At 70.1% G+C, this 21,723-nt stretch carries 23 protein-coding genes and 1 pseudogene; 17 read left to right on the plus strand and 7 right to left on the minus strand.

Features of this window, described 5'->3' with window-relative positions:
• The first annotated feature begins 91 nt into the window (after positions 1-91).
• From tuf to DY245_RS04660, 3 genes are all read left to right on the plus strand, one after another.
• A complete protein-coding gene (gene tuf / locus DY245_RS04650; RefSeq protein WP_128503774.1) occupies positions 92-1,264 on the plus strand; it encodes an elongation factor Tu in 1,173 nt (390 codons plus the stop codon).
• Between the two features lie 186 nt (positions 1,265-1,450).
• Positions 1,451-2,293: a patatin-like phospholipase family protein gene (locus tag DY245_RS04655; protein WP_128503776.1), complete on the plus strand. Its 843-nt coding sequence runs from the start codon at positions 1,451-1,453 to the stop codon at positions 2,291-2,293.
• A gap of 95 nt (positions 2,294-2,388) precedes the next feature.
• Positions 2,389-3,243, plus strand: a complete 855-nt coding sequence (locus DY245_RS04660) for a spermidine synthase (RefSeq protein WP_128503778.1) — start codon at positions 2,389-2,391, stop codon at positions 3,241-3,243.
• A gap of 24 nt (positions 3,244-3,267) precedes the next feature.
• Here the strand turns inward: DY245_RS04660 and DY245_RS04665 are convergent, their stop codons facing one another.
• Positions 3,268-4,590: an MFS transporter gene (locus DY245_RS04665; RefSeq protein WP_128503780.1), complete on the minus strand. Its 1,323-nt coding sequence runs from the start codon at positions 4,588-4,590 to the stop codon at positions 3,268-3,270.
• Positions 4,591-4,717: 127 nt separating this feature from the next.
• Here DY245_RS04665 and DY245_RS04670 point away from each other — a divergent pair, with 127 nt between their 5' ends.
• Positions 4,718-5,173, plus strand: a complete 456-nt coding sequence (locus DY245_RS04670) for a DUF4442 domain-containing protein (RefSeq protein WP_128503783.1) — start codon at positions 4,718-4,720, stop codon at positions 5,171-5,173.
• A gap of 226 nt (positions 5,174-5,399) precedes the next feature.
• Complete coding sequence (locus DY245_RS04675; protein ID WP_128503785.1) at positions 5,400-6,050, plus strand: DedA family protein; 651 nt, start codon at positions 5,400-5,402, stop codon at positions 6,048-6,050.
• A gap of 114 nt (positions 6,051-6,164) precedes the next feature.
• Here the strand turns inward: DY245_RS04675 and DY245_RS04680 are convergent, their stop codons facing one another.
• Positions 6,165-6,374, minus strand: coding sequence for a hypothetical protein (locus DY245_RS04680; RefSeq protein WP_181923519.1), 210 nt, complete (start codon positions 6,372-6,374; stop codon positions 6,165-6,167).
• Between the two features lie 105 nt (positions 6,375-6,479).
• Complete coding sequence (locus DY245_RS04685; protein ID WP_128503787.1) at positions 6,480-8,534, minus strand: ATP-binding protein; 2,055 nt, start codon at positions 8,532-8,534, stop codon at positions 6,480-6,482.
• A gap of 296 nt (positions 8,535-8,830) precedes the next feature.
• Between DY245_RS04685 and DY245_RS04690 the strand changes: the two genes are divergently transcribed.
• The 9 genes from DY245_RS04690 to DY245_RS04730 all read left to right on the plus strand — a co-directional run bounded on the left by DY245_RS04690 (position 8,831) and on the right by DY245_RS04730 (position 16,857).
• Positions 8,831-9,826: an alpha/beta hydrolase gene (locus DY245_RS04690; RefSeq protein ID WP_128503789.1), complete on the plus strand. Its 996-nt coding sequence runs from the start codon at positions 8,831-8,833 to the stop codon at positions 9,824-9,826.
• A 131-nt stretch (positions 9,827-9,957) separates the two neighbouring features.
• Positions 9,958-10,314, plus strand: coding sequence for a DUF4333 domain-containing protein (locus DY245_RS04695; protein ID WP_128503791.1), 357 nt, complete (start codon positions 9,958-9,960; stop codon positions 10,312-10,314).
• A gap of 438 nt (positions 10,315-10,752) precedes the next feature.
• Positions 10,753-11,964, plus strand: coding sequence for an ATP-binding protein (locus DY245_RS04700; RefSeq protein ID WP_128503793.1), 1,212 nt, complete (start codon positions 10,753-10,755; stop codon positions 11,962-11,964).
• Positions 11,961-12,374, plus strand: a complete 414-nt coding sequence (locus DY245_RS04705) for a roadblock/LC7 domain-containing protein (RefSeq protein ID WP_128503795.1) — start codon at positions 11,961-11,963, stop codon at positions 12,372-12,374. The genes DY245_RS04700 and DY245_RS04705 overlap by 4 nt, the downstream gene beginning before the upstream one ends.
• Entirely contained in the window at positions 12,371-12,757 is a 387-nt protein-coding gene (locus tag DY245_RS04710) for a DUF742 domain-containing protein (RefSeq protein ID WP_128503797.1), read from the plus strand. Before DY245_RS04705 ends, DY245_RS04710 begins: the two co-directional genes overlap by 4 nt.
• Positions 12,732-13,322 carry a GTP-binding protein gene (locus DY245_RS04715; protein WP_128503799.1) on the plus strand — a complete coding sequence of 197 codons (591 nt, stop codon included), beginning with the start codon at positions 12,732-12,734 and terminating at the stop codon, positions 13,320-13,322. The genes DY245_RS04710 and DY245_RS04715 overlap by 26 nt, the downstream gene beginning before the upstream one ends.
• Positions 13,323-13,332: 10 nt before the next feature.
• Positions 13,333-14,691: a cytochrome P450 gene (locus DY245_RS04720; protein WP_128503801.1), complete on the plus strand. Its 1,359-nt coding sequence runs from the start codon at positions 13,333-13,335 to the stop codon at positions 14,689-14,691.
• Between the two features lie 102 nt (positions 14,692-14,793).
• On the plus strand, positions 14,794-16,047 hold the full coding sequence (locus tag DY245_RS04725; RefSeq protein ID WP_244942830.1) for a cytochrome P450: 1,254 nt from the start codon (positions 14,794-14,796) through the stop codon (positions 16,045-16,047).
• A 45-nt stretch (positions 16,048-16,092) separates the two neighbouring features.
• The gene (locus tag DY245_RS04730) at positions 16,093-16,857 is read left to right on the plus strand and encodes an enoyl-CoA hydratase/isomerase family protein (RefSeq protein WP_128503805.1); all 765 of its coding nucleotides are present in this window, start codon (positions 16,093-16,095) and stop codon (positions 16,855-16,857) included.
• 96 nt (positions 16,858-16,953) lie between these two features.
• Here the strand turns inward: DY245_RS04730 and DY245_RS04735 are convergent, their stop codons facing one another.
• Positions 16,954-17,493 (minus strand): gamma carbonic anhydrase family protein, encoded by a 540-nt coding sequence (locus DY245_RS04735; RefSeq protein ID WP_128503807.1) that lies wholly within the window; start codon positions 17,491-17,493, stop codon positions 16,954-16,956.
• Positions 17,494-17,637: 144 nt separating this feature from the next.
• Here DY245_RS04735 and DY245_RS04740 point away from each other — a divergent pair, with 144 nt between their 5' ends.
• Positions 17,638-18,411: an acyltransferase gene (locus DY245_RS04740; RefSeq protein ID WP_128503809.1), complete on the plus strand. Its 774-nt coding sequence runs from the start codon at positions 17,638-17,640 to the stop codon at positions 18,409-18,411.
• A 37-nt stretch (positions 18,412-18,448) separates the two neighbouring features.
• On the opposite strand, the gene DY245_RS48620 is transcribed toward DY245_RS04740, so the two are convergent.
• Positions 18,449-18,841 carry an EamA family transporter gene (locus DY245_RS48620; protein WP_483409809.1) on the minus strand — a complete coding sequence of 131 codons (393 nt, stop codon included), beginning with the start codon at positions 18,839-18,841 and terminating at the stop codon, positions 18,449-18,451.
• Between the two features lie 9 nt (positions 18,842-18,850).
• Positions 18,851-19,510 (minus strand): annotated as a pseudogene (locus DY245_RS48625) (EamA family transporter); the annotation flags it as partial.
• Positions 19,511-19,616: 106 nt separating this feature from the next.
• On the opposite strand from DY245_RS48625, the gene DY245_RS04750 reads away from it, so the two are divergent.
• Positions 19,617-20,189 carry an XRE family transcriptional regulator gene (locus DY245_RS04750; RefSeq protein ID WP_128503813.1) on the plus strand — a complete coding sequence of 191 codons (573 nt, stop codon included), beginning with the start codon at positions 19,617-19,619 and terminating at the stop codon, positions 20,187-20,189.
• A gap of 55 nt (positions 20,190-20,244) precedes the next feature.
• Positions 20,245-20,790 (plus strand): YbaK/EbsC family protein, encoded by a 546-nt coding sequence (locus DY245_RS04755; RefSeq protein ID WP_425329345.1) that lies wholly within the window; start codon positions 20,245-20,247, stop codon positions 20,788-20,790.
• A gap of 239 nt (positions 20,791-21,029) precedes the next feature.
• Here the strand turns inward: DY245_RS04755 and DY245_RS04765 are convergent, their stop codons facing one another.
• The gene (locus DY245_RS04765; RefSeq protein WP_128503817.1) at positions 21,030-21,437 is read right to left on the minus strand and encodes a CoA-binding protein; all 408 of its coding nucleotides are present in this window, start codon (positions 21,435-21,437) and stop codon (positions 21,030-21,032) included.
• Positions 21,438-21,723 lie beyond the last annotated feature (286 nt).

Here is a 21,723-nt window from a genome sequence, read left to right on the forward strand (position 1 = left end):
GCGGACCCCGCAGGGGGAGGGTCGGCCGGGTCCAGGGGTCCCCACGGCGCCAAGTCGCCGTCCTCACCGCATTGTTGCGAGGAAGAACACCATGCCCAAGACGGCATACGTACGCACCAAGCCGCACCTGAACATCGGCACCATGGGCCACGTCGACCACGGCAAGACCACGCTGACCGCGGCCATCACCAAGGTCCTCAGCGACCGGGGGAGCGGCACCTTCGTCCCGTTCGACCGGATCGACCGGGCCCCGGAGGAGGCCGCCCGAGGGATCACCATCAACATCTCGCATGTCGAGTACGAGACCGGCACCCGGCACTACGCGCATGTCGACATGCCCGGCCACGCCGACTTCATCAAGAACATGGTGACCGGCGCGGCGCAGCTCGACGGCGCGATCCTCGTCGTCTCCGCGCTCGACGGGATCATGCCGCAGACCGCCGAGCATGTGCTGCTCGCCAAGCAGGTGGGCGTACGGCACATCGTCGTCGCCCTCAACAAGGCCGACGCCGGCGACCCGGAGCTCACCGACCTGGTGGAGCTGGAGGTGCGCGAGCTGCTGAGCGCGCACGGCTACGACGGGGAGCACGTACCCGTCGTACGGGTCTCGGGGCTGCGCGCCCTGGAGGGCGACCCGCGCTGGACGGCGGCGATCGACGCGCTGCTGGACGCCGTGGACACCTATGTCCCGATGCCCGAGCGGTATGTCGACGCACCGTTCCTGCTGCCGGTGGAGAACGTGCTGACCATCACCGGGCGCGGCACGGTCGTCACCGGGGCCGTCGAGCGCGGCACGGTGCGGGTCGGCGACCGGGTGGCCGTGCTCGGCGCGGAGACCGAGACGACGGTCACCGGGCTGGAGACGTTCGGCAAGCCCATGGAGTCCGCCGAGGCCGGGGACAATGTCGCGCTGCTGCTGCGCGGGCTCCACCGCGACCAGGTGCGCCGCGGGCATGTGGTCGCCGCGCCCGGCAGCGTCACTCCGCGGCGCCGCTTCACCGCCGAGGTGTATGTGCTCTCCACCGAGGAGGGCGGCCGCCGGACGCCGCTGTCCACCGGCTACCGCCCGCAGTTCTACATCCGCACCGCGGACGTGGTCGGCAACCTCGACCTCGGCGAGCGCGCCGTCGCCCGCCCGGGTGAGACGGTGACGGTGTCGGTCGAACTGGGCCGGGAGGTGCCGCTGGAGACAGGCCTCGGCTTCGCCATCCGCGAGGGCGGCCGGACCGTCGGCGCGGGCACGGTGCGCACCGTCGAGGAGTGAGGCACCGCGTGCCGTCCTAGGGCTGCGCCCCGTACCTTCCCAGGTGCGGGGCGCCGTCATGTGCTGTCCCGACGGCCGGTGGAGTGCGAGACTGCTCGCCCGGATCAATGGTTGGACGGATGGACAGGGTGGCCCGGCTGCGCCGCGTGGTGCGGGCCGGCAGCCAGGACACGGGAGGGACGTCTGATGGCGGGTACGGCACTGGTCCTGGGCGGCGGAGGGCTCACCGGAATCGGCTGGGAGGTCGGCATGCTCGCCGGTCTCGCGGACGCGGGCATCGACCTCGCCGACGCCGATGTCGTCGTCGGCACCTCCGCCGGATCGATCGTCGGCGCCCACCTGGCCGCGGAGCACCTCACCCCGGAGGCGATGTACGAGCACCAGCTCGCCGCGCCCGAGGGCCGGTCGGCCGCCCGGATGGGGCCGGCCGCACTGGCCCGGTTCGCGGCCATCGCGCTGCGCTCCCGGGACACCGTGTCGTTCGGCGTGCGGATGGGAAAGCTGGCGCTCGCGGCCCGTACCGTCCCCGAGGCGGAGCAGCGCGCGGTGATCGCCCGGACCCTGGACCTGACCGACTGGCCGACCCGCCGGCTGGTGATCACGGCGGTGGACGCGGCCACGGGTGAGCGCACCGCCTTCGACGACACCAGCGGTGTGCCGCTGCTCGACGCGGTGGGTGCGAGCTGCGCGGTCCCCGGCATCTATCCGCCGGTCAGCATCGATGGCACACGGTGGATCGACGGCGGGGTGCACTCCAGCGCCAATGCCGATCTGGCCGCCGGATACGGCCGGGTGGTGGTCGTCGCGCCGATGGCGGTCAGCGGCGGGCCGATCGCCGGACCGCGGTCGCAGGGTGCGCAGCTGGCGCGCGAGGGCGCCCGGGTGTGCGTGATCACTCCCGACCGTGCGGCGAGGTCGGCGTTCGGCCGTAACGTCCTGGACCCCGCCAAGCGCGCCGACGCGGCCCGCGCGGGGCGCCGGCAGGCGGCCGACCATGTCGCGGAGATCCGGCAGGTCTGGTCGGACTGACGACCGGACGTACGGGGCCAGGGCCCCAGACGTACGGGGCCAGGACCGGACGTACCGCGGCCGGGACGCCGTGCCCGCACCGGCACAATGGGACGGTGGACGAAGCACCTGAGCCGATACCCGTCACCCGGACCGTGGACTGCGGCACCGCCAAGCTGCTGCCGGACGTCGACCGGCCGCGCGCCTGGCTGCTCACGGTGGACGGCGCACCCCAGTCGTACGTCGACCTCGACGCGCCCACCCATCTCGAATTCGAGTATGTGCGCCGGCTCGCACACGTCCTGGACGAGGCGGCCGCCCCGGAGCGGCCGCTCGATGTGCTGCACCTGGGCGGTGGGGCGCTGACCCTGCCGCGCTATCTGGCCGCCACCCGTCCGCACTCCCGGCAGGACGTCATCGAAGCCGACCGCGGGCTGCTCGCGCTGGTGACGGAGGAGCTGCCGCTGCCCGGCGACTGCGGCATCGCGGTGCGTGCGATGGACGCCCGTACGGCGCTGGAGACGGCGCCGGAGGACAGCGCCGATGTCATCGTGGCGGATGTCTTCGGCGGCTCGCGGGTGCCGGCGCATCTCACCTCGGTCGAGTACGTACGAGCCGCCGCCCGGGTGCTGCGACCGGACGGCTGCTATGCGGCGAACCTCGCAGACAGCGCGCCCTTCGGCTTTCTGCGCGGCCAACTCGCCAACTTCGCCACGGTCTTCGAGCATCTCGCGCTGATCGCCGAGCCCTCGGTGCTGCGCGGCCGCCGTTTCGGCAACGCCGTGCTGCTCGCCTCGCGCGCCGAGCTCCCGATCGCCGCGCTGGCCCGGCGGGTGGCCGGTGATGTGTTCCCGGCCCGGGTCGAGCACGGTGCGTCGCTGCGGCGGCTGATCGCGGACGCGGTGCCCGTACGGGATGCCGAGGCGGTGGCGTCCCCGGTGCCGCCGGAAGGGGCGTTCAGCGTCGGCTGAGAGCTGCGGCGCGGGACGGATCGCTCATGCCGTCTCCGCGCCGTCGCGTGCGGGCGCATTCTCCCCGGCCACTGCCACTGCCACTGCCTCCGGCGTCGTACGCCGCGTCAGCCGCCGCACATCCGGCACGCACAGCACCGCCGCCGTCAGCAGCACGATCAGCGCCGAGCAGCACCACAGTGCGGTCGTCCGGCCGATGAGGTCCTGTACGGGGCCGGCCAGCGCGGTCGCCAACGGGACCATGCCGAGGGATTCGAGCCAGTCGTAGGACGAGACCCGGGAGAACTTCTCCTCGGGAATCTCCTGGTGCAGCGCCATCATCCACGTCACCGCGAAGACCTCGATCGCGATCCCGGTGCCGAACATGATCGCGGTGAGTCCGGCCGCCGGCAGCGGTACGGCGAGCGCGGCGGACGGGAGGGCGAGCGGAAAGACGCACAGTGAGCCGACGAGCAGGATGCGGCGCGGTCTGAACTTGGTCATCAGCAGGGCACCGCTCGCGGTGCCCGCGCCGAACGCACCCAGCGCCAGCCCCCAGGGGCCGGGCCCGCCCAGATGCTGCTCCGCGACCAGCGGTCCGTAGACCGCCTCGGCCGCCGACACCACCGCGTTGACGAGCGAGAACTGCACCACCACCGCCCACAGCCAGGGCCGGGAGGCGACCTCCCGCCAGCCGTCCCGCAGATCGCGCAGCATCCCGCCGCCGGGAGCACGCGCGGGCACCCCGCTGACGTCGAGGAATGCGCGCAGCGCCGCCGCGAGGGCGAAGGAGGCCGAGTCGATCGCCAGCACCCAGCCGGGGCCGACCGCGGCGACCAGTGCGCCGCCGAGCGCCGCGCCGCCGATGCTCGCGCCGTTCATGCCCATACGGAACACGGCGAAGGCGCGCCCCGCGTGATCGCCGGAGACGCTGGCCAGGACCATGCCCTCGGAGGCGGGCGCGAAGAACGCCTGCCCGGTGCCGCCGAGCGCGGCCAGCACCGCCATCTGCCACAGCCGCGGCTCTCCGGCCAGCACGAGCAGCGCGAACAGGCCCTGGGAGACGCAGTTGAGGGCGTTCGCGGCGACCATGACGCGATGCCGGGGGAGCCGGTCGGCGACCGCGCCGCCGATCAGCAGGAACAGGACGAGCGGGACCGTACGGGCGGCGGCGACCAGGCCGACGTCGGTGGCGTTGCCGCCGGCGGCGAGCACCGCGAAGGCGGTGGCGATCAGCGCGCCGGAGCTGCCGAGGTTCGCGATCACCGTGGCGCCGGTGAGCAGCAGATAGTTGCGCCCCGCCCAGCTCGGGAGGGCCAACCGGTACCGCGTCCGCCCGTCCCTGCCGCGTTGCTGTTGTCGCCACATGGGCGTCAACGATATGCGCGGCAGGGGGCCGTCGGCACGGCGTTATCGCCGGGCGGCCGCACGGGTCCCGACGCCCAGATCGAGGCCGGCTCTTCACACCTAAGCTACCGCTAGGTAACATGGTGCCATGTCCTCCGAGACCCTGCCGTCGATCGGCGAAATGATGGCGGCATCCGTGCCGATGGTCCGCACCCTGAACCTTGAGTTCACCGAGACCACCGCCGAGCGCGCCGTGGTCCGCATGCCCGACCAGTCCGACTTCCACAACCACGTCGGCGGACCGCACGCCGGCGCGATGTTCACCCTCGCCGAGTCCGCGAGCGGCGCGATCGTGATGACGGCCTTCGGTGACCAGCTCGGCCGCGCGGTGCCGCTGGCCGTGCGCGCCGAGATCGGCTACAAGAAGCTCGCCATGGGGCCGGTCACCGCCACCGCGGAGCTGGGCCGCCCGGTGGCCGAGGTGGTCGCCGAGCTCGACGCCGGCGGACGTCCGGAGTTCCCGGTGAACATCGCGATCACCCGCGAGGACGGCGCGGTGACCGGCGAGATGAGCATCGTGTGGACCCTGCGCCCCAATAAGTGAGCCGATCCGCGTAGCGATCTTCCCGGCCCGCCGTGCACCGCGCGGCGGGCCGTCCTCGTGCCGCGGCGCCCGATGTCGCTCGGCGCACGTGGTTTCGGCCCGCTGACGGTGCGATCGAGTACGCTTCCCGGGCGCGCTGCGGCGCGCCAGGGGATCGACCGGCGCCGAGTCATGGACGTCGGGCAACGGCCCACACGGGGGCCCTACACCAGCGGAGGAATCGGCGTTGCACATCCAGGAGTGGCTCGAGACCGTACCGGCCGTGAGCGTCTACCTCCTGGTGGGGGTGGTCATCGGACTGGAGAGCCTGGGCATTCCGCTGCCCGGCGAGATCGTCCTCGTCAGCTCGGCGATTCTCGCCGCGACACAGGATCACATCAACCCGTTCGTGCTCGGCGCCTGCGCCTCCGTGGGCGCGATCGTCGGTGACTCCATCGGGTATCTGATCGGACGCAAGGGCGGCCAGCCCCTGCTGCTGTGGGCCGGCCGGAAGTTCCCCAAGCACTTCGGTCCCGACCATGTCGCCATGGCCGAGGCGAAGTTCGACAAGTGGGGCATGTGGGCGGTCTTCTTCGGCCGCTTCGTCGCGCTGCTGCGCATCTTCGCCGGCCCGCTCGCCGGTGTACTGAAGATGGCGTACTGGAAGTTCCTGATCGCCAACGTCCTCGGCGGCATCATCTGGGCCGGCGGCACGACCGCGCTGATCTACTACGTGGGCATCGTCGCCGAGCCGTGGCTCAAGCGCTTCTCGTCGTACGGGCTGGTCGCCGCCGTGCTCTTCGGTGTCGGCTCGTTCATCGTCATGAAGCGCCGGGCGAAGAAGGCGGCCGCCGCGCGCGAGGCGGCGGAGGCCCCGGTCGCCGCGACGGTCGACTGACGCGCGCCCGGCGCTCCCGGCCATGACTGCCGGGCGGTTTCTGCACGCGGGGCGTCACACGTTCAAGAGGCTCAACTCAGTTGATTGTTTTGATCGGTTGAGGAGCGGTGCACATCAGGGCATCGACCAGATGTCGGGTCCGCCGTCACGCCATTCGAAGACGCCGGTGTCGTCCCAGACGAACTTCGCGGTGCAGAAACCGGCCCGGCGCAGGATCGCGGCCACGTCACCAGGGCGCAGCGCTCGTCCCAGATCCTGTCCGTAGAGCGTCACACGGCGACCGCCTGTGGAAGGCGGATGCACGATCACGGGGGCACGCTTCATACCCTCCAGCATGCGACCGGCCGGTCGCTCCCGCATCCCGAACGGGGTCGGTGCGTCACACAGCGTGGCCACCGGCCCGGCGGGACACCGGAGCCCTCTCGGGCCTCAGGACCTGGCCCGCAGCCGTGAGAAGAAGGGCCGCGCCGCCGGTCCGGAGCCGCCGCGCTGCCACCACCGGCCCCCCTCGTCGGGCCGCGACGCCCCCGCCCCGCCGCGCACCTCACGCCGCAGAGCGGCCAGCATGTTGCGGACCCCCGCGATGAACAGCGGGTCGCCGATGAGCTTCTTGGCCACCAGCGCCTTACGGCAGGCCCGCAGCGCCGCCGCCGGGTCGCCGTGGGCCCGTTCGATCAGGGCCTGCGCGTACAGGATCGTCGAGTACAGCCAGAAATCGCCGTCGGAGTGCCGGCTCTCCCAGGCGCGGCGGGCCGCCGCCTTCGCCCGCTCCGCGTCGAGCGCCGGCAGGGCGATGGCGAGCAGCGCCCAGCTGTGGGCGGGCCCCGGGCCGTACCACGGATCCCTGGAGCGGTGCCGGGCCGCCTCCTCCAGACACACCACGGCCGCCGCGGTGTCCTCGCGGTACAGCGCCAGCACGCCGTGCACATGCGCGATACGGGCCAGCCCATCGGAGTCCGCATGCATCACGGCCGCCGACCACGCCTCGTCGAGCAGCGCCTCCGCGGTGGCGAGCGCATGTTCCTGCGCCGCCAGATAGCCGGCCAGCCACAGCGCACGGGCCCGCAGCGCGGTGTCGTCCCGGGAGAGCAGCAGCAGCCGGTCCAGATGCGCCCGCCCCTCGCGGCGGAAGCCGCAGGCCGCCCAGTGGAACCACAGCGAGACCGCGATCTCCAGCGCGCTGAGCGCATCCTCCGCGTCCTGCGGGGGGCGGGTCAGCGCCGCGTCCAGGTTGTGCAGCTCGTCCTCCACCAGACGGACCGCGACCTGCTGGTTGGGGCCCTGCCAGGCGATCTGCGCCTCGGCCGCGAGCGCCGCGCAGGCCTGCCGGAACCGGCGCAGCGCCGCCAGCTCCTCGCCCGCCTCGCGCAGCTGGGTCCGGCCGAAGTCGCGGGCGGCGCGGGGGAGTCGGTAGCGCGGCGGCAGCGCGGCCCCGCTGTCCTGGTGGGCGCCGCCGGCCTCCCGTACGCGTTCGACGACCGAGGCCGTACGGAGCCGTTCCAGCGCGCCGTCGACCGCGGCTGCAGGAACGTCACTGCTGGTGCAGACGCAGCCGGCGAGCCAGGGGTCGAAATCTCCGGGGAGTACCGAGAGTCTCGCCCAGACCCGCCGGTCGGTGGGCGAGCAGAGGGCGTAGCCCGCGGCGTGAGCGGCGTAGAGCGAGGTGTGCCGCACGGTCGCCGCCGGCCCCGAGTACAGGAGCGGACCGTCCGCGCCCACCTGCGCCGCGAGCTGCGGCAGCGACATCCGGTCCAGCTGCTGTGCGGCCAGCGCGATCGCCAGCGGGGAGCCCTCCAGCGCCTGGCACACCGCGACCAGGAGCTCCGGCGCGGCGGGCCCGGTCCGCGCGGCCAGCAGCTCGACGGCCGGTCCGGCGATCCCCTCGCCCAGCGTCACCGGGAGCGGCGCGATCTCGACGACCTGCTCCTCGGGCAGGCCCAGGGCGCGGCGCGCGGTCACCACGACCCGCAGCGCCGGTTCCGCCCGCAGCAGCCGCCGGACCAGCTGTACACACTCGTCGAGCAGCGGGTCGCAGTCGTCCAGCAGCACGGTCGCGCGGTATTGCCGGCAGTGCGCGGCGAGCGCCGCGAGGGCCGTACCGCCCGCCGGGGAAACGGCCGTTGGGGCATCCGCCCGGTCCGTCCGGCCGCGCGCCGGCCTGCTGACGCAGGGATGTGCCGTACGCCGGGCGAGCGCCTCGGCGGCGTCCCGGCGGGCGGTGTCCGGCAGCCCCGCCGCCCGGAGCAGCGCCTCGGTCAGCCCGCCCTCGGCCAGACCGTCCCAGCAGCCGACCCGGATGACCGTGCGGTCGTGCCGGGCGCAGTGCTCCTCCAGCACGGCACGGGCCAGGACGCTCTTGCCCACTCCGGCGGCTCCGGTGAGCGTCACCAGCGGAGCGTTGCCCAGCAGACCGGATACGTGCTCGTGCTCAACGGCCCGTCCCACAACGGCGGGCAGTGGCCAGTGATCGGCCCACGCGGTCATCGGTCATCCCCAACCACGGCACAGCGCCGCGCCCTTCCGAACTGGGAACCAACCATGCCAGAACCGACCGTCCGGTAAACAGGCAGCAGCCGTATCTAACGAGGGAAACGCGGTCGGTGCATTTGACGTGACGGTCCACGTCCTTGAGCGCACGGAAGAGCGGACCCGCAGGTCACCAGGGCCGGGGTGGGCGTCGAGAGCGCTCCGGCCGATCTTAAGGTGGTGTCTTTCGACCGGTCTCGCGGTGGCAGCGTGGTTGCCCGCGGCCGGCCCAAGGATCCAAGGAGAACGTCCCGATGAAGTGCCTGCGCGTCGGTGCTGCGGTGAGTGTGGTGGCTCTGGGGCTGCTGGCCGGTTGCGGCAGCGGCGGGGACGTCGTCGACGCATCGAGCGTGCCACGGCTGCGGGCCCACGCCGCGGACGCGATCAACGGCAAGCCCCGGGTGGTGCCGCCCCGTGGCCCGCGCTCCGTCTTCACCCCGTTCCGTACGACGGGGGATGACGGCACACAGGTCGTGACGACGAAGTGGCACGGCCGCAAGTCCGGTTTCACCGGCGACATATGGGCCTGGGTGCCCCCGCAGTACCACCAGCCGCAGTACGCCAAGAGCGGTTTCCCGGTGCTGATCGCGCTGCCCGGTGCCTATGGCTATCCGTTCAACTACTGGGCCGGGGCACCGTTCGCGCTGGAGGAGCGGATCGCGGAGTGGTCGAAGCAGGGCAAGACGCTGCCGTTCATCGTGGTGATGCCGGTGCTCAATCCCGCCAAGAAGTACTACGACGGCAGCGACATCCCGGGGCAGCCGAAGATGGGCACCTGGCTGACCGAGGATGTGCCGGACTTCGCGCGGGCCAACTTCCGTACGTACGGCAGCCGTGACGGCTGGGCGTTCATGGGGTCCTCGTCCGGTGGCTTCGCCGCGCTGAAGGCCGTGCTCAAGCAGCCGGGGAAATTCAAGGCGGCCATCGTCAACGGCCCTGACACGGTGCCGGATTCGCCGATGTGGCAGGGGTATCCGGCCGAGATGCGCGCCAACGACCCACGCCATCTGGCCCGGCAGCTGGCCGCGCGGGGCGGCCCGGAGGTCTATCTGGCCTTCGAGCTGGGCAGCAAGGAGGATGCGGTGCCCGATGTGAAGCGCTTCATCAGCGAGTACACCGGCGGGCCGATCCACTCCACGCTCTTCGAAATACCGGATGGTGTGCACAGCGGGCACACCTACATCCAGCGCATGGCCGACTCGCTGCACTGGATCAGCGAGCAGATGCAGGGCCCCTTGCCGTCCGTTTGACGCCTCGTCGCCTGGGTGGCCGCACGGTAGGGGGTCTCGTGTTGCCGACGCCGGGCGACCCGTAAGAATTGTCCCTGATCCGGCCGGTGGGCACGGCCGGGGAATCATGAGTGCACGCTGGAAGGAGAGCCGTGCGGTATCTGCGAGCTGTCGGCCTGGTGCTGGTCGGTACGGCTCTGCTGGCGGGGAGCCTCACGGCAGGCAACCAGTGGCTGACGGACCGGGACGCGACGAGTGAGGTCGACGGTACGACCGACTCCGTCCCGCGCGCCGAAGTTGCCCGCTCGATCTCGGGCCATCTGTCGCTTCCGGTGATCCTCCGGGGGCCGCGGTCCGTCGACTGTACGAGGGATCTGCGCGCGGTCAAGGGCGCATGGGTCCATTGCACGGCGCACTACCTGCGCGGGACCGACCGGGGAATGACCGTACGCGTCGTCCGGGTCCGCGGCGGCCAGATCACATATGTGCACGACGCCCCGCACCGCTGACCTTCGCTGACCGATTCTTGCCCGTTGCGTTCGCGACGGTGCAGGAGGACAGGGTGTCAGCGGACCGTCAGGAAGTGGGCCTCCCGGTTGCCCCGCGGCCCGGCATCGGCGCCCAATGGCCCCAAAGGGAGCCTTTGTTGAATCTCCTTCAGATGCCGTAACGGTTAGATCGCCGTTGGACGGCGGGCGTTGCTGTGATGCTAAGATCATCGCACTTGCCAACGGGGTAGTCACCTGCTATGGCAAGAAAGAAATTCCGCGCATTGGCCATATGAAAACCGCCACCCCGGGGAGAACTATGCCATTAGCCGGGCCTTCGATGGCTTTCTGGCAGGCGATTGCGCGCGGCCGTTCACGTATGTCTGGGACCGCGAGTGTTTCTGCGCGTCGCAGCCAGGCATACGACACCTGGTGGCTCCGTCGTCCGAAGAGAGTCCTATGACGCAATACTTCCAGGATCCAGCGCTGTGGGGATTGATCGCTGGTACCCCTGTCGCCGCGACCGCGATTATTCGCGGCAGAAAGAAGATCGCGGAGCTACGAAAAGAAAAGGTTGAGCTCAAGCAGCACTACGCCAATCTTGAGAACCACTACACGGAAGCCGTCGAGGAGGCCAAGGACCGCGCGGAAGAGGCGACCAAGACCACTCTGAAGGCCGCCATGCGGACCTTGCAGGGTCTTGCGAGCGAGCAGCAGCTGGCGATTTCCAAGCTGCAAGAGGCATACGGCGAGCACAAGATTCTGCAGGACCTGCTCGACATCGACCACATGAATTCGCAGTTTGCGCGGCGCGCCCAGTCCATCGCCGTGCTCTGCGACGGCTGGCTCGGCCGGCGCCGGAACAACGCGTCGCTCTACGACGTGGTCCGCAGCGCGAAGGGCCGTATTCGCCACTTCACGCGCGTCGAGATCCGGTCGCAGAGTCATTTCGCCATCGTGAGCCGCGCCGTCGAACCCGTGGCGCTGGTGCTCGCCGAACTGCTGGACAACGCCACCAGCTATTCGGCGCCGGAAACGATGATCGAGATCAACATCCGGCCGGTGCCCAAGGGCGTATGTATCGTCGTCGACGACGCCGGTGTCGGCATGAACGAGGAAGAGAAGGCGCGAGCCGCCCAGCTGCTGTCGAGTGAGAATTCGGCCAGCGTCTCCAGCCTCGGTAATCCGCCGCAGTTCGGATTCACCGTCATGGGTGTGCTGGCCGCCCGTTACGGCTTCAGCGTCTCGGTGGATTCCACCTCTCCGTACGGCGGCGTGCGCGCGGTCGTCCTGCTGCCCGAGGATCTACTCACGTCCCTGCATGAGCCGGAGGAGAGTCCTGCCGTGGCCGCGTCCACCCCGTTGCCGCCCGAGAACCCTCCTGGTCACCAGGCATCCGGCGCCTCGGCGCCCGTATATCAGGCAGCCCCCCGGCCGCCCGTTCCCCCACCACCAGCTCCCGTCCCCCAGGCTCACGACACGACGGCCGGCGGTCTGCCGAAGCGCCGTCGCCGCGGTGCGATATCCATCGTGCCGACCGAGTCCGAGAGCACGGAAACCCCGGCCCGCGACAGCGCAAGGGCCGCTTCCGTCATGGGGGCATTCCAGCGCGGCACACAATCCGGCCGTCGTTCCACCAATGCAAGCAGTGAAGGGCATGAGGTTCAGTGAACTACGATCTGTCGTGGATGCTTGACAGCGCGCTGGAATTGCCCGAAGCGCAGCATGCCATTCTCGTATCCGCCGACGGCCTGCTCATGGCCCGCTCGAAGGACGTCGGCCGGGACCATGCCGACACCGTCGCCGCCGCAATGAGCGGAATGCAGTCGCTGAGCCGTACGGTCGCCGACTTCTGCACCGGCGGAGTGCCCACCAACCGGCCGCAATGGCGTCAGACGCTGGTGGAGTTCGACCATGGCTGGGTCTTTCTCATATCGGCCGGCGAAGGCGCGTATCTCGCGGTTTCGGCATCACCCGACGTTGACATGGCGGAGATCACGTTCCGTATGCAGCAGCTCGTCGGGCAGCTTGGCAAGGCACTGACCAGTCCGCCTCGTGAGAGGGCTGATATTCAGCCATGACAACCGATGACGAGCACGAGCCGGAGCTGACGCACGAAGCAGCGGAATTAGTACGGCCGTATGTCATCACCAACGGCCGGGATCTTCTTGACGACGACCGCTTCTCGCTGATCACCCTGGTCACGGTAGCCGCGGAACCGCCCCGGACAATGCCTCTCGATCCGGAGAAGCTCCGTCTGCTGGAGCTGTGTTCGGGAGGCTTTCTCTCGATCGCCGAGATAGCCGGACACACCCGATTGCCGGTGGGTGTCGTCAAAATTCTGGTGTCCGATCTGACGCAGGAGGGCTATCTCTATTCTCGCGCGCCCATACCTAGCGCTCAGCTTGTCGACCGGCAAATCCTTGAGGAGGTGTTGAATGGGCTCCAGGCTCGCTTTGGATGACGGCGTTTACCTGCGCAATTCAGTGCAGACCGCGGCGAAGATCCTTGTGGTCGGACACTTCGCCGTGGGCAAGACCACGTTCATCGGAACCATGTCGGAGATTCCACCGCTGCGTACCGAAGAGGTAATGACCCAGGCGGGCCAGGGAATTGACGACCCGAAAGGTGCGCCCGGCAAGACCACGACAACGGTCGCCATGGATTTCGGCCGGCTCACGCTCAGCGAGAAGCTGGTCCTGTATCTGTTCGGAACGCCTGGCCAGCAGCGCTTCGTTCAGGTCTGGGAAGACATGACGCGCGGGGCGCTCGGGGCACTGGTCCTGGTCGATCCCGAGCGTCTGGAAGAGTCCTTCCCTGTCATGGACCTGGTGGAACACTACGGAATCCCGTACGCCATCGCCGTGAACCGCTTCGACGGGACCCCCGCGCACTCGCTCGACGAGATCCGTGAGGCGCTGGACCTGCTTCCCGAGACGCCTGTTGTCAGCTGTGACGCACGGGATCAGCGTTCCTCGGCGGATTCACTGATCGCGCTCGTCCGTTATCTACAGTCCCGCCTCAACTAGGAGTTCAGGCATGCAATCTCACTCGGAATTCCAGACTCCGCCGCCCGGCTGCCCCGCGCACGCCGGTGGCCCAAGAGCACCCCTGTACGGGCCCGAATTCGCCGCCGCTCCGGACACTTTCTATGAGCACTTGCGGCAGAACGGCCCCAGTGCGCCCGTCGAGCTGGCTCCCGGGGTGGAGGCCGAACTCGTCACGGACTACGCCGCGGCGCTCCATGTCCTGCAGAACCCGGACACCTTCGCACGGGATTCGCGCCGTTGGCGCGCCCTGAACGAGGGCCGGGTCCCGCTGGACAGCCCCGTACTGCCGATGATGATGTACCGGCCGAACTGCATGTTCTCCGACGGCGCCGATCATCTGCGGCTGCGGCAGGCGGTGACGGACAGTCTGGCCCGTCTGGACATGCACCGGGTGAGCCGGCACGTCGACCGTGTCGCCGCATACCTCATCGACCAGTTCCGTGTCCGGGGCAAGGCCGATCTGATAGCCGACTTCTCGCAGGTCCTGCCGCTGCTGGTCTTCAACGATCTCTTCGGGTGCCCGGCGGATCTCGGGGACCGGCTGATCGTGGCCATCTCCAGCCTGTTCGACGGTATCGACGTGGAGCGGGCCAACGAGGCCATGGCCGGGGCGCTGTTCGAGCTGGTCGCGCTGAAGCGGACCACCCCGGGCGAGGACATCACCTCGTGGCTGATGCAGCATCAGGCGCAGCTGTCCGACGAGGAGATGGTCCACCAGCTGGCCCTTCTCATAGGCGCCGGCACCGAGCCCGTGCAGAACATCATCGCCAGCGCGCTGCGCCTGCTGCTGTCCGACGAGCAGTACCCCGGGGGCCAGCACGGCGGTGTTCTGGTCGAGGACGCCATCAACGAGGTGCTGTGGAACAGCCCGCCGATCGCCAACTACGGCACGCACTATCCCGTGCATGACGTGGACCTCGCCGGGACCAAACTGGCGGCCGGCGAGCCGGTGCTCATCAGCTTCGCGGCGGCCAACGCGGACCCGAGTCTGTCCGCGAGCCGGCAGACGTTCAGCAAGCGGGCCCACCTTGCCTGGGGTGCGGGTCCGCACGCCTGCCCGGCCAAGGATCCCGCCCAGCTGATCGCCATCAGGGCCATCGAGAAGCTCCTCAACATGCTGCCCGACATCGAGTTGGGCGTGCCGGCGGAGACCCTGACCTGGCGGCCCGGCCCGTTCCACCGGGCGCTCATCGCGCTGCCTGCCCGCTTCACGCCGGTACGGGAGGAGAAGGGCGGCTCCAGGTCTTTCCAGGCGGGTGGGCCCACCGCCGGAAATGCACCGGCCCCTCAGGGCAAGTCACAGAAGGGCAGCTGGTGGAGCGGATTCCTAAGCTGGTGGAAGGTGTGACGTTTGCAACAGTGTAAACGTTCTATGTCCGCATGAACGTTCAAGCGCAGGGGTATGCAGGGCTGGCAATTATCGTGTGAGCTTCTGGAAGAAGGAGTCGCCGTGGAGTCCGCCCTGGCCACCGCACCCGTTGACCGGCGTACTGTGGTTTCACTTTTCTCTCGTCTGCGCACGGCCGGTGGACAGTCGAATCCATTGCCGTTGTACGCAAAGCTCAGGGCAATGGGGGAAATTGTTCAAGCTCCGTGGGGCGGGCACCTGGCAACCTCCTACACCGTGTGTCACCAGGTGTTGAGGAGCAGATCCTGGCGGGTGCCCGATACCGACTGGCGGACTCGCCAGGATGATGCGGGGCGTTGGAGTGCGGCTGCCTCGCGTCAGATGGGCGATACCCTGCCCATGCTCAACTCGCCGTATCACACCCAGGTGCGGCGGTCGCTGGGAAATATGTTCGACCGAAAGTCTCTGGGCATAATGAAGTCTTCGGTCGAGCGGACGACGGAGCGGCTGTTTGACCGGCTCGCAGAAGAACTGCGGGACGGTCCAGCCGATTTTGTCGCGCTGGTCACCGACGAATTGCCGGTGATTACCATCGGCGAATGGCTGGGAATCCCCCCTGCGGATTACCCGCTTCTGCGGTCGCTTACCCACGACCAGGTTTTCACCCAGGAATTGTTTCCGTCGCCGAGTCAGCTCGCACTTTCCGACGCCGCGACGCATCGTCTGCGGCAGTACTTCACCGGGCTGGTGCAAGAACGCCGGAGGTCGCCCGGGGACGACCCGGTGTCGAGCTGGCTCCGGACCTGGGACGCACTCGAATCGGACCGGCACGCCGCGGACGAAGCCGTCTACGCCCTCGCGCTCTTCATGGTCCTGGCGGCGCTGGAGACGACCTCGCATCTGCTCTCCGGCATGGTGCGGCTGCTCCTGGAGCACCCCCAGCAACTGGAGTGGCTGCGGGTGCATCCCGAGTACATACCGGGTGCGATCGACGAGGTGTTGCGCTACGACGCCCCGATACACATGATCAGCCGGGTGGCCCCCGAGGACACCGAACTCGCCGGGGTGACCGTGCGCCGGCACGAGATGGTGCAGCTGATGGTCGGTGCCGCCCATCACGACCCGGACCAGTACGCCGAGCCCGGCCTCTTCGACATTCGCCGCAAGGCACCCCACCTGAGCTTCGGTGGGGGAATGCACTACTGCCTCGGCAACGCACTGGCCCGCCTGGAAGCAACGTGCCTGCTCACCTCGTTGCTCAAGCGCCTGCCGAGCCTGCGTATCAGCTCCGCTCCCGTCTGGGCGCCGCGGGTGGCCTTCCGCCGTCTCATGGCGCTTCAGGTAGTGCATGCCTGATGCGCCGCACCCCTCAGAAGCGTGGAACAACGAACAAGGAAGACCATGATGCACGACTTCAAGACCCTTCTCGTGACACACGAAGGGCCGGTCCTCAAGGTGCAGTTGAACAGCCCGGAGACAGGTAACGCGATATCCGGGCTGATCCTCGACGAACTCCTCGCCGTCCTCGGCGCCCTGGACGATGAGTCCGGCGCCCGGGTGCTGGTCCTGTCCGGCGCGGGGGACGACTTCTGCCTGGGTGGAGACCGCAAGGAGTTCCCGGCACTACTGGCCGAGGACCCCAGCGGAGTGGCTCTGCGCGGTCTCGGCAACAAGGCGCGCCGGGTGTGCGACGCCCTCGCGACCACCGACGCGGTCACCGTTGCGCGGCTGCACGGTGGGGTGGTCGGGGCCGGTGTGGGACTCGCGGTGTTCTGCGATCTGCGGGTCGGGGCCGACAACTGCCGCTTCCGGCTGCCGGAACTCGGTCTCGGGGTGCCTCCCGCCTGGGGAGGCATCATGCCGCGGCTGCTGAACGAGGCAGGAGCGGCCAAGGTCCGTGAGCTGATACTGACCGCCGATAACTTCGACGCCGCGCAGGCGCAGGAGCTGTCCATCCTCCACAAGGTCGTACCGGAGGAAGAGCTGGACAACGCGGTCGCACGGTGGACCAAGCCGCTGGTCCGCAGGTCCCCCTCGGCTCTGCGGACCGCCAAGCTGATGATGAACGCGTACGCCAACGCCAACCGCCTCGCGGATGCGTCCCTCTTCGACGCGGAGCTGCTGACGTCCGCGCTGACCGTCGCCGAACTCTCCCGGCGCCGCTGAGGTCCCTGGCCGTGGTGCGGTCCCGATACGGGCCGCACCCGGCGCGTCGTGGCCGGAGCGGCCCGGCGGTGGAGTCGCGCCGGCGGTGCGGTCGGCTCAGCCCTCCGCGTCCGTCACCGCTTCCCGGTGCCGCGCCGCCAGTTCCAGGTACATCGCCGCATTGAGCTTGATGGTCTCGCGCTCCTCGTCGGTCAGCTCCCGCTTGACCTTTGCCGGGACCCCGGCGACCAGCGAGCCGGGCGGTACCCGCATGCCCTGGGGGACCAGCGCCTGCGCGGCGACCAGCGAGCCCGCGCCGATGTGCGCCCCGTTCAACACCGTGGCGCCCATGCCGATCAGTACATCGTCCTCGACGGTGCAGCCGTGCAGGACCGCGTTGTGCCCGACGGAGACCCGGTCGCCGACGGTCACCGGGAAGCCGGGATCGACGTGCACGGTGCAGTTGTCCTGGATGTTGCTGTCGGTGCCGAGCACGATCGGGCCGCAGTCGGCGCGCAGCACCGCGTGGTACCAGACGCTGGCGCCCGCGGCCATGGTGACCTCGCCGAGCACGACGGACGTCGGGGCGGTGAATGCCTTCTGATCGACCCTCGGCTCCTTGCCGCCCACCGGTGAAATCAACGCCCGTCCTGCCATCTCTGGATCTCCTCGCCACTTCTGTGCCGCGCCAACAGCACCGTAGACGACGGGCGCACCGGCGGGCGGGGGCGGACGCCGGTGGGGCGAAGATCACAGCCCGGCGCGCGGCCGGTCGCCCGGCGGGCTGAGTACCGTGTGCGGGTGCCGACAAACCAGAACGTGTTCTCATCCCTCGCGGCCTGGCGGCGCCGGGCCGTGTCGCGGGCCGTCCATCGCGGTGCGCGCTGGGTGCGAGAGACCGCGGCCGTCACGGCCGATCGCCCGGGCCCGTACCGCTTCCGCCGGATCGGCACCGGCACCCGGCTCGCCTTCCCGCAGGGCACGGTCTTCGGCGACCCGTGGATCGAGATCGGCGACCACTGCATCATCGCGCAGGACGTGACGCTGACGGCGGGGATGATGCCGGACCTCGATCTCGGCCCGGAGCCGATCCTCACGCTGGGGAACGGTGTGGTGCTGGGCCGCGGCAGCCATGTGATCGCGGATGTCCGGCTGACGATCGGCGACGACTGCTTCTTTGGTCCCGGGGTCTACCTCACCACCACCAACCACAGTTACGACGACCCCGATGTGCCGGTCGGAAAGCAGTGGCCGCGCACCGCCCCGGTCGCCATCGGCGCCGGCAGCTGGATCGGTACGGGTGCGGTCATCCTGCCCGGCGCGCGGCTGGGCAGGAATGTGGTGGTCGCGGCCGGCGCCGTCGTCCGCGGTGAGGTCCCCGATCATGCGGTGGTCGCCGGCGCGCCCGCCAAGGTCGTCCGTAGCTGGGACCCGCAGGAGGGCTGGCAGCCGCCGCTGCGTACGCCGGCGCCGGTGCCGATCCCCGAGGGCGTCACCCCGGAGCAACTGGTCGCGCTGGGGGAGTGGCGGGCCGAGGAGTCCGTGCAGGCCGGGGAGGCGTACGAAGCGTCCTGAGGCGCCGTCAGGCCGGCCCGTGTCGGGCCCGCCCGCATCAGCCGCCGGAGGCGAGCAGGACCGTGCCGACCAGCGCGAGCGAGGCGCCCGCCGTCTGGATCGCCCGCATCCGCTCCTTGAGGACGCCGAGCGCGGCGAGCGAGGTGACCACGGGGTAGAGCGAGGCGAGCACCGCCGCCATGGTGACTGGGCCGTGCTGGGCGGCGATGGCGTAGGTGCCGTTGGCGGCGACATCGGCGATACCGACGAAGCCGAGCGCGGGCAGCGAACCCCGGAGGGCCGCGAGACCGCCCTCGGGCAGCGCCGGGGTGCCGCGCCGCACCGAGGCGTACAGGGCGGCGCCGCCGACGGCGACATTGCACACTCGCTGCACGAACAGCGCGAGGAAGAGCCCGGTCACCGTCGTGGACGCCTCGGAGATCAGCGCCATCACCGCGCCGAAGCCGAGCGCGGGCAGCGAACCCCGGAGGGCCGCGAGACCGCCCTCGGGCAGCGCCGGGGTGCCGCGCCGCACCGAGGCGTACAGGGCGGCGCCGCCGACGGCGACATTGCACACTCGCTGCACGAACAGCGCGAGGAAGAGCCCGGTCACCGTCGTGGACGCCTCGGAGATCAGCGCCATCACCGCGCCGAAGCCGAGCGCCGAGATCAGCGTCAGCACGATCGTCTGGCGGGCGACGGAGGCGCCGCTGATCCGCGGACCGCCGGCCAGCAGTACGCCGATCACGGCCACCACCATGCCGGTGGCCTGCAACAGCCCCGGCCGTTCGCCCGCCACGAACCCGACGCCGAGCGGTACCAGGACGGTGCCGAGCGAGGCGAGCGGGGAGACCACGCCCATCGGGCCGAGCGCCAGGGCGCGGTAGAAGCAGAGCATCGCGGCGGGCCCCACGACACCCGCCCCGACCGCGAACCACAGCTGCGGTCCGGCCTCCCGCCAGCCGCCGGTGGCCAGCACAATGGCGCCCAGCACGACAGTGGCCAGCATCTGCGAGACGACCACCACGGTCAGCGCCTGCAGTCGTCGGGTGAGCAGTCCGCCGCCGAAGTCGGCGAGCCCCCACAGAAGGCTGGTGGCCAGGGCGAAGACCGCTGTCATGGTGAAACCTCGCAGTACAGTGAACCGGACGCTGAAGTACACCACACCGTAGTGCAGGAAACTGAACTGCGGAATCGAATATATTGACCTCCGACTTGGACGGACCGTGACGGACCTCGACCAGCTCACGCAGTCGCTCGCCCGCAACCTCAAACACTGGCGCGCCGAGCGCGGCTACACCCTCGATGCGCTGGCGGCCCGGGCCGGGGTCAGCCGCGGCATGATCATCCAGATCGAGCAGGCTCGTACGAACCCGAGCGTGGGGACCACGGTCAAGATCGCCGACGCGCTCGGCGTCAGCATCACCACGCTCCTGGACTACGAGCAGGGCCCGCAGGTACGCATCGTGGCGCCGGACGAGGCCGTCCGGCTGTGGTCCACCGAGGCCGGCAGCTTCACCACGCTCCTGGTCGGCGCCGAGGCGCCAGGGCCGTACGAACTGTGGGACTGGCGGCTGATGCCCGGCGACAACAGCACCTCCGATCCGCATCCGCCCGGCACCGTCGAGCTGATCCATGTGCGGTCCGGCACGCTGACGCTCATCGTGGACGGCGAGGAATACACTGTGCCCGCCGGCGCCTCGGCGACATTCGAGGCCAAGGTCGCGCACGGCTACCGCAACGACGGTACGGAACCGGTCGAGATGACCATGTCGGTGAGCATCCCGCTCGCCCGCTGAGACGGCCCGGCGCCGGGAGAGCGCGACTGTTAACTTGTCGCGTATGCCCGTGCCGATGGATGCTTTTGACGATGTCCGGCCCGCCGTCGAGTGCCTGGACCTGCTGGTCGAGCCGGTGGCCACCGCGATCCGCGCCTGGAGCGGATCGGTAGCGCCCGAAGAGCTGCGCTACGTCGATACGGACCCGGCCATCGCGGACACCGCGCTCCTCGTCGAGACCTATGGCCCCTGGCTGCTGGAGCAGTCGGCGAACTGTGTGGTGGTGGCCGGCAAGCGCGGTGGCGAGACCACCCTGGCCGCCTGCGTCGTCCTCTCGCACACCCGGGTCGACGTCAACGGCGTGGTGCGTCGTCAACTGGGCGCCCGCAAGGCGTCGTTCGCGCCGATGGACAGGGCGGTCGGCGAGAGCGGCATGGAATACGGCGGGATCACCCCGATCGGTCTGCCCGCCGGCTGGCCGCTGCTCGTGGACGCCGCTGTCGCCGATACCCCGTACGCCCTGATCGGCAGCGGCGGCCGCCGCGGCAAGCTCATCGTGCCCGGCAAGGCGCTGGCCGAACTGCCCGGCGCCACGGTCCTGGACGGGCTGGGCATCGCCTAGCGATCGCCGACCGGCAACCGGCCCGCCAACCGACCCAGCGATCGCCCGGGGCCCAGGCCTACGGGACGGAGCCTCGGTCGTGGCGCGCCATCGCCTCCGCATCCTGCTCCCAACTCCCGCGGCGATCACGCCCGTTCATCGCCAGGAACATCGGACGACGCAGCCGGACGAGCTCGGCGGCATCCTCGGGAACAGCGGCCCGTGTCACGATCACGCACGGACGCCAACGCACCCGGCGCTCAGCCCAAACGCGGTATCTCGATCGCCGGACAACGGTCCATCACCATGTCCAGACCGGAATCGCGCACCCGGTCCCAGGCCGCCTCGTCGACCACTCCGAGCTGGAACCACACGGCCCTCGCCCCGAGTGACACCGCCTCATCGGCGATCCCGCCCGCCAGCTCGCTGTTGACGAAGACATCGACCACATCGACCGGGAAGGGGATCGCGTCGAGCGAGGGGTATCCCGGCTCGCCGTGCACCGTCTCGGCCTTCGGATGCACCGGCACGATGCGCTTGCCGTAGCGCTGGAGCACATCCGCGACGCCGTGCGCCGCGCGCTGCTCGTTGTTGGACAGGCCCACGACGGCCCAGGTGTCGCCGAGCTCGGTGAGGATCCTGCGGATCGTGCTGGGGTCGCCGTACACGCACTGCCTCCTGGGATGGAACGGTCCTGTGCTGATCAACGGCCGCCACCACCCGGAGATTCCCGCCTCGGGAAGGAAAACCGATGCCTGCGGAGCAACCCACCGCACGCAGACAACGGCAGACGCCCCGCCCGAAGGGGAAGACGGGCGGGGCGGGTCTCTGTGCCGGCGGCTCAGTTCGCGGCGCGGGCCACTCCGCTGCCGGCCAGCCCGGCCCCGACGACCGTGCTGCCTGTGGCGGCCCGGGCCGGCTTGCCGATCGCCCGGCCGCCGCTGCCCACCGGCT

Origin of the sequence: Streptomyces inhibens, assembly GCF_003389455.1 — a bacterium.
Taxonomy (GTDB): Bacteria; Actinomycetota; Actinomycetes; order Streptomycetales; family Streptomycetaceae; genus Streptomyces; species Streptomyces inhibens.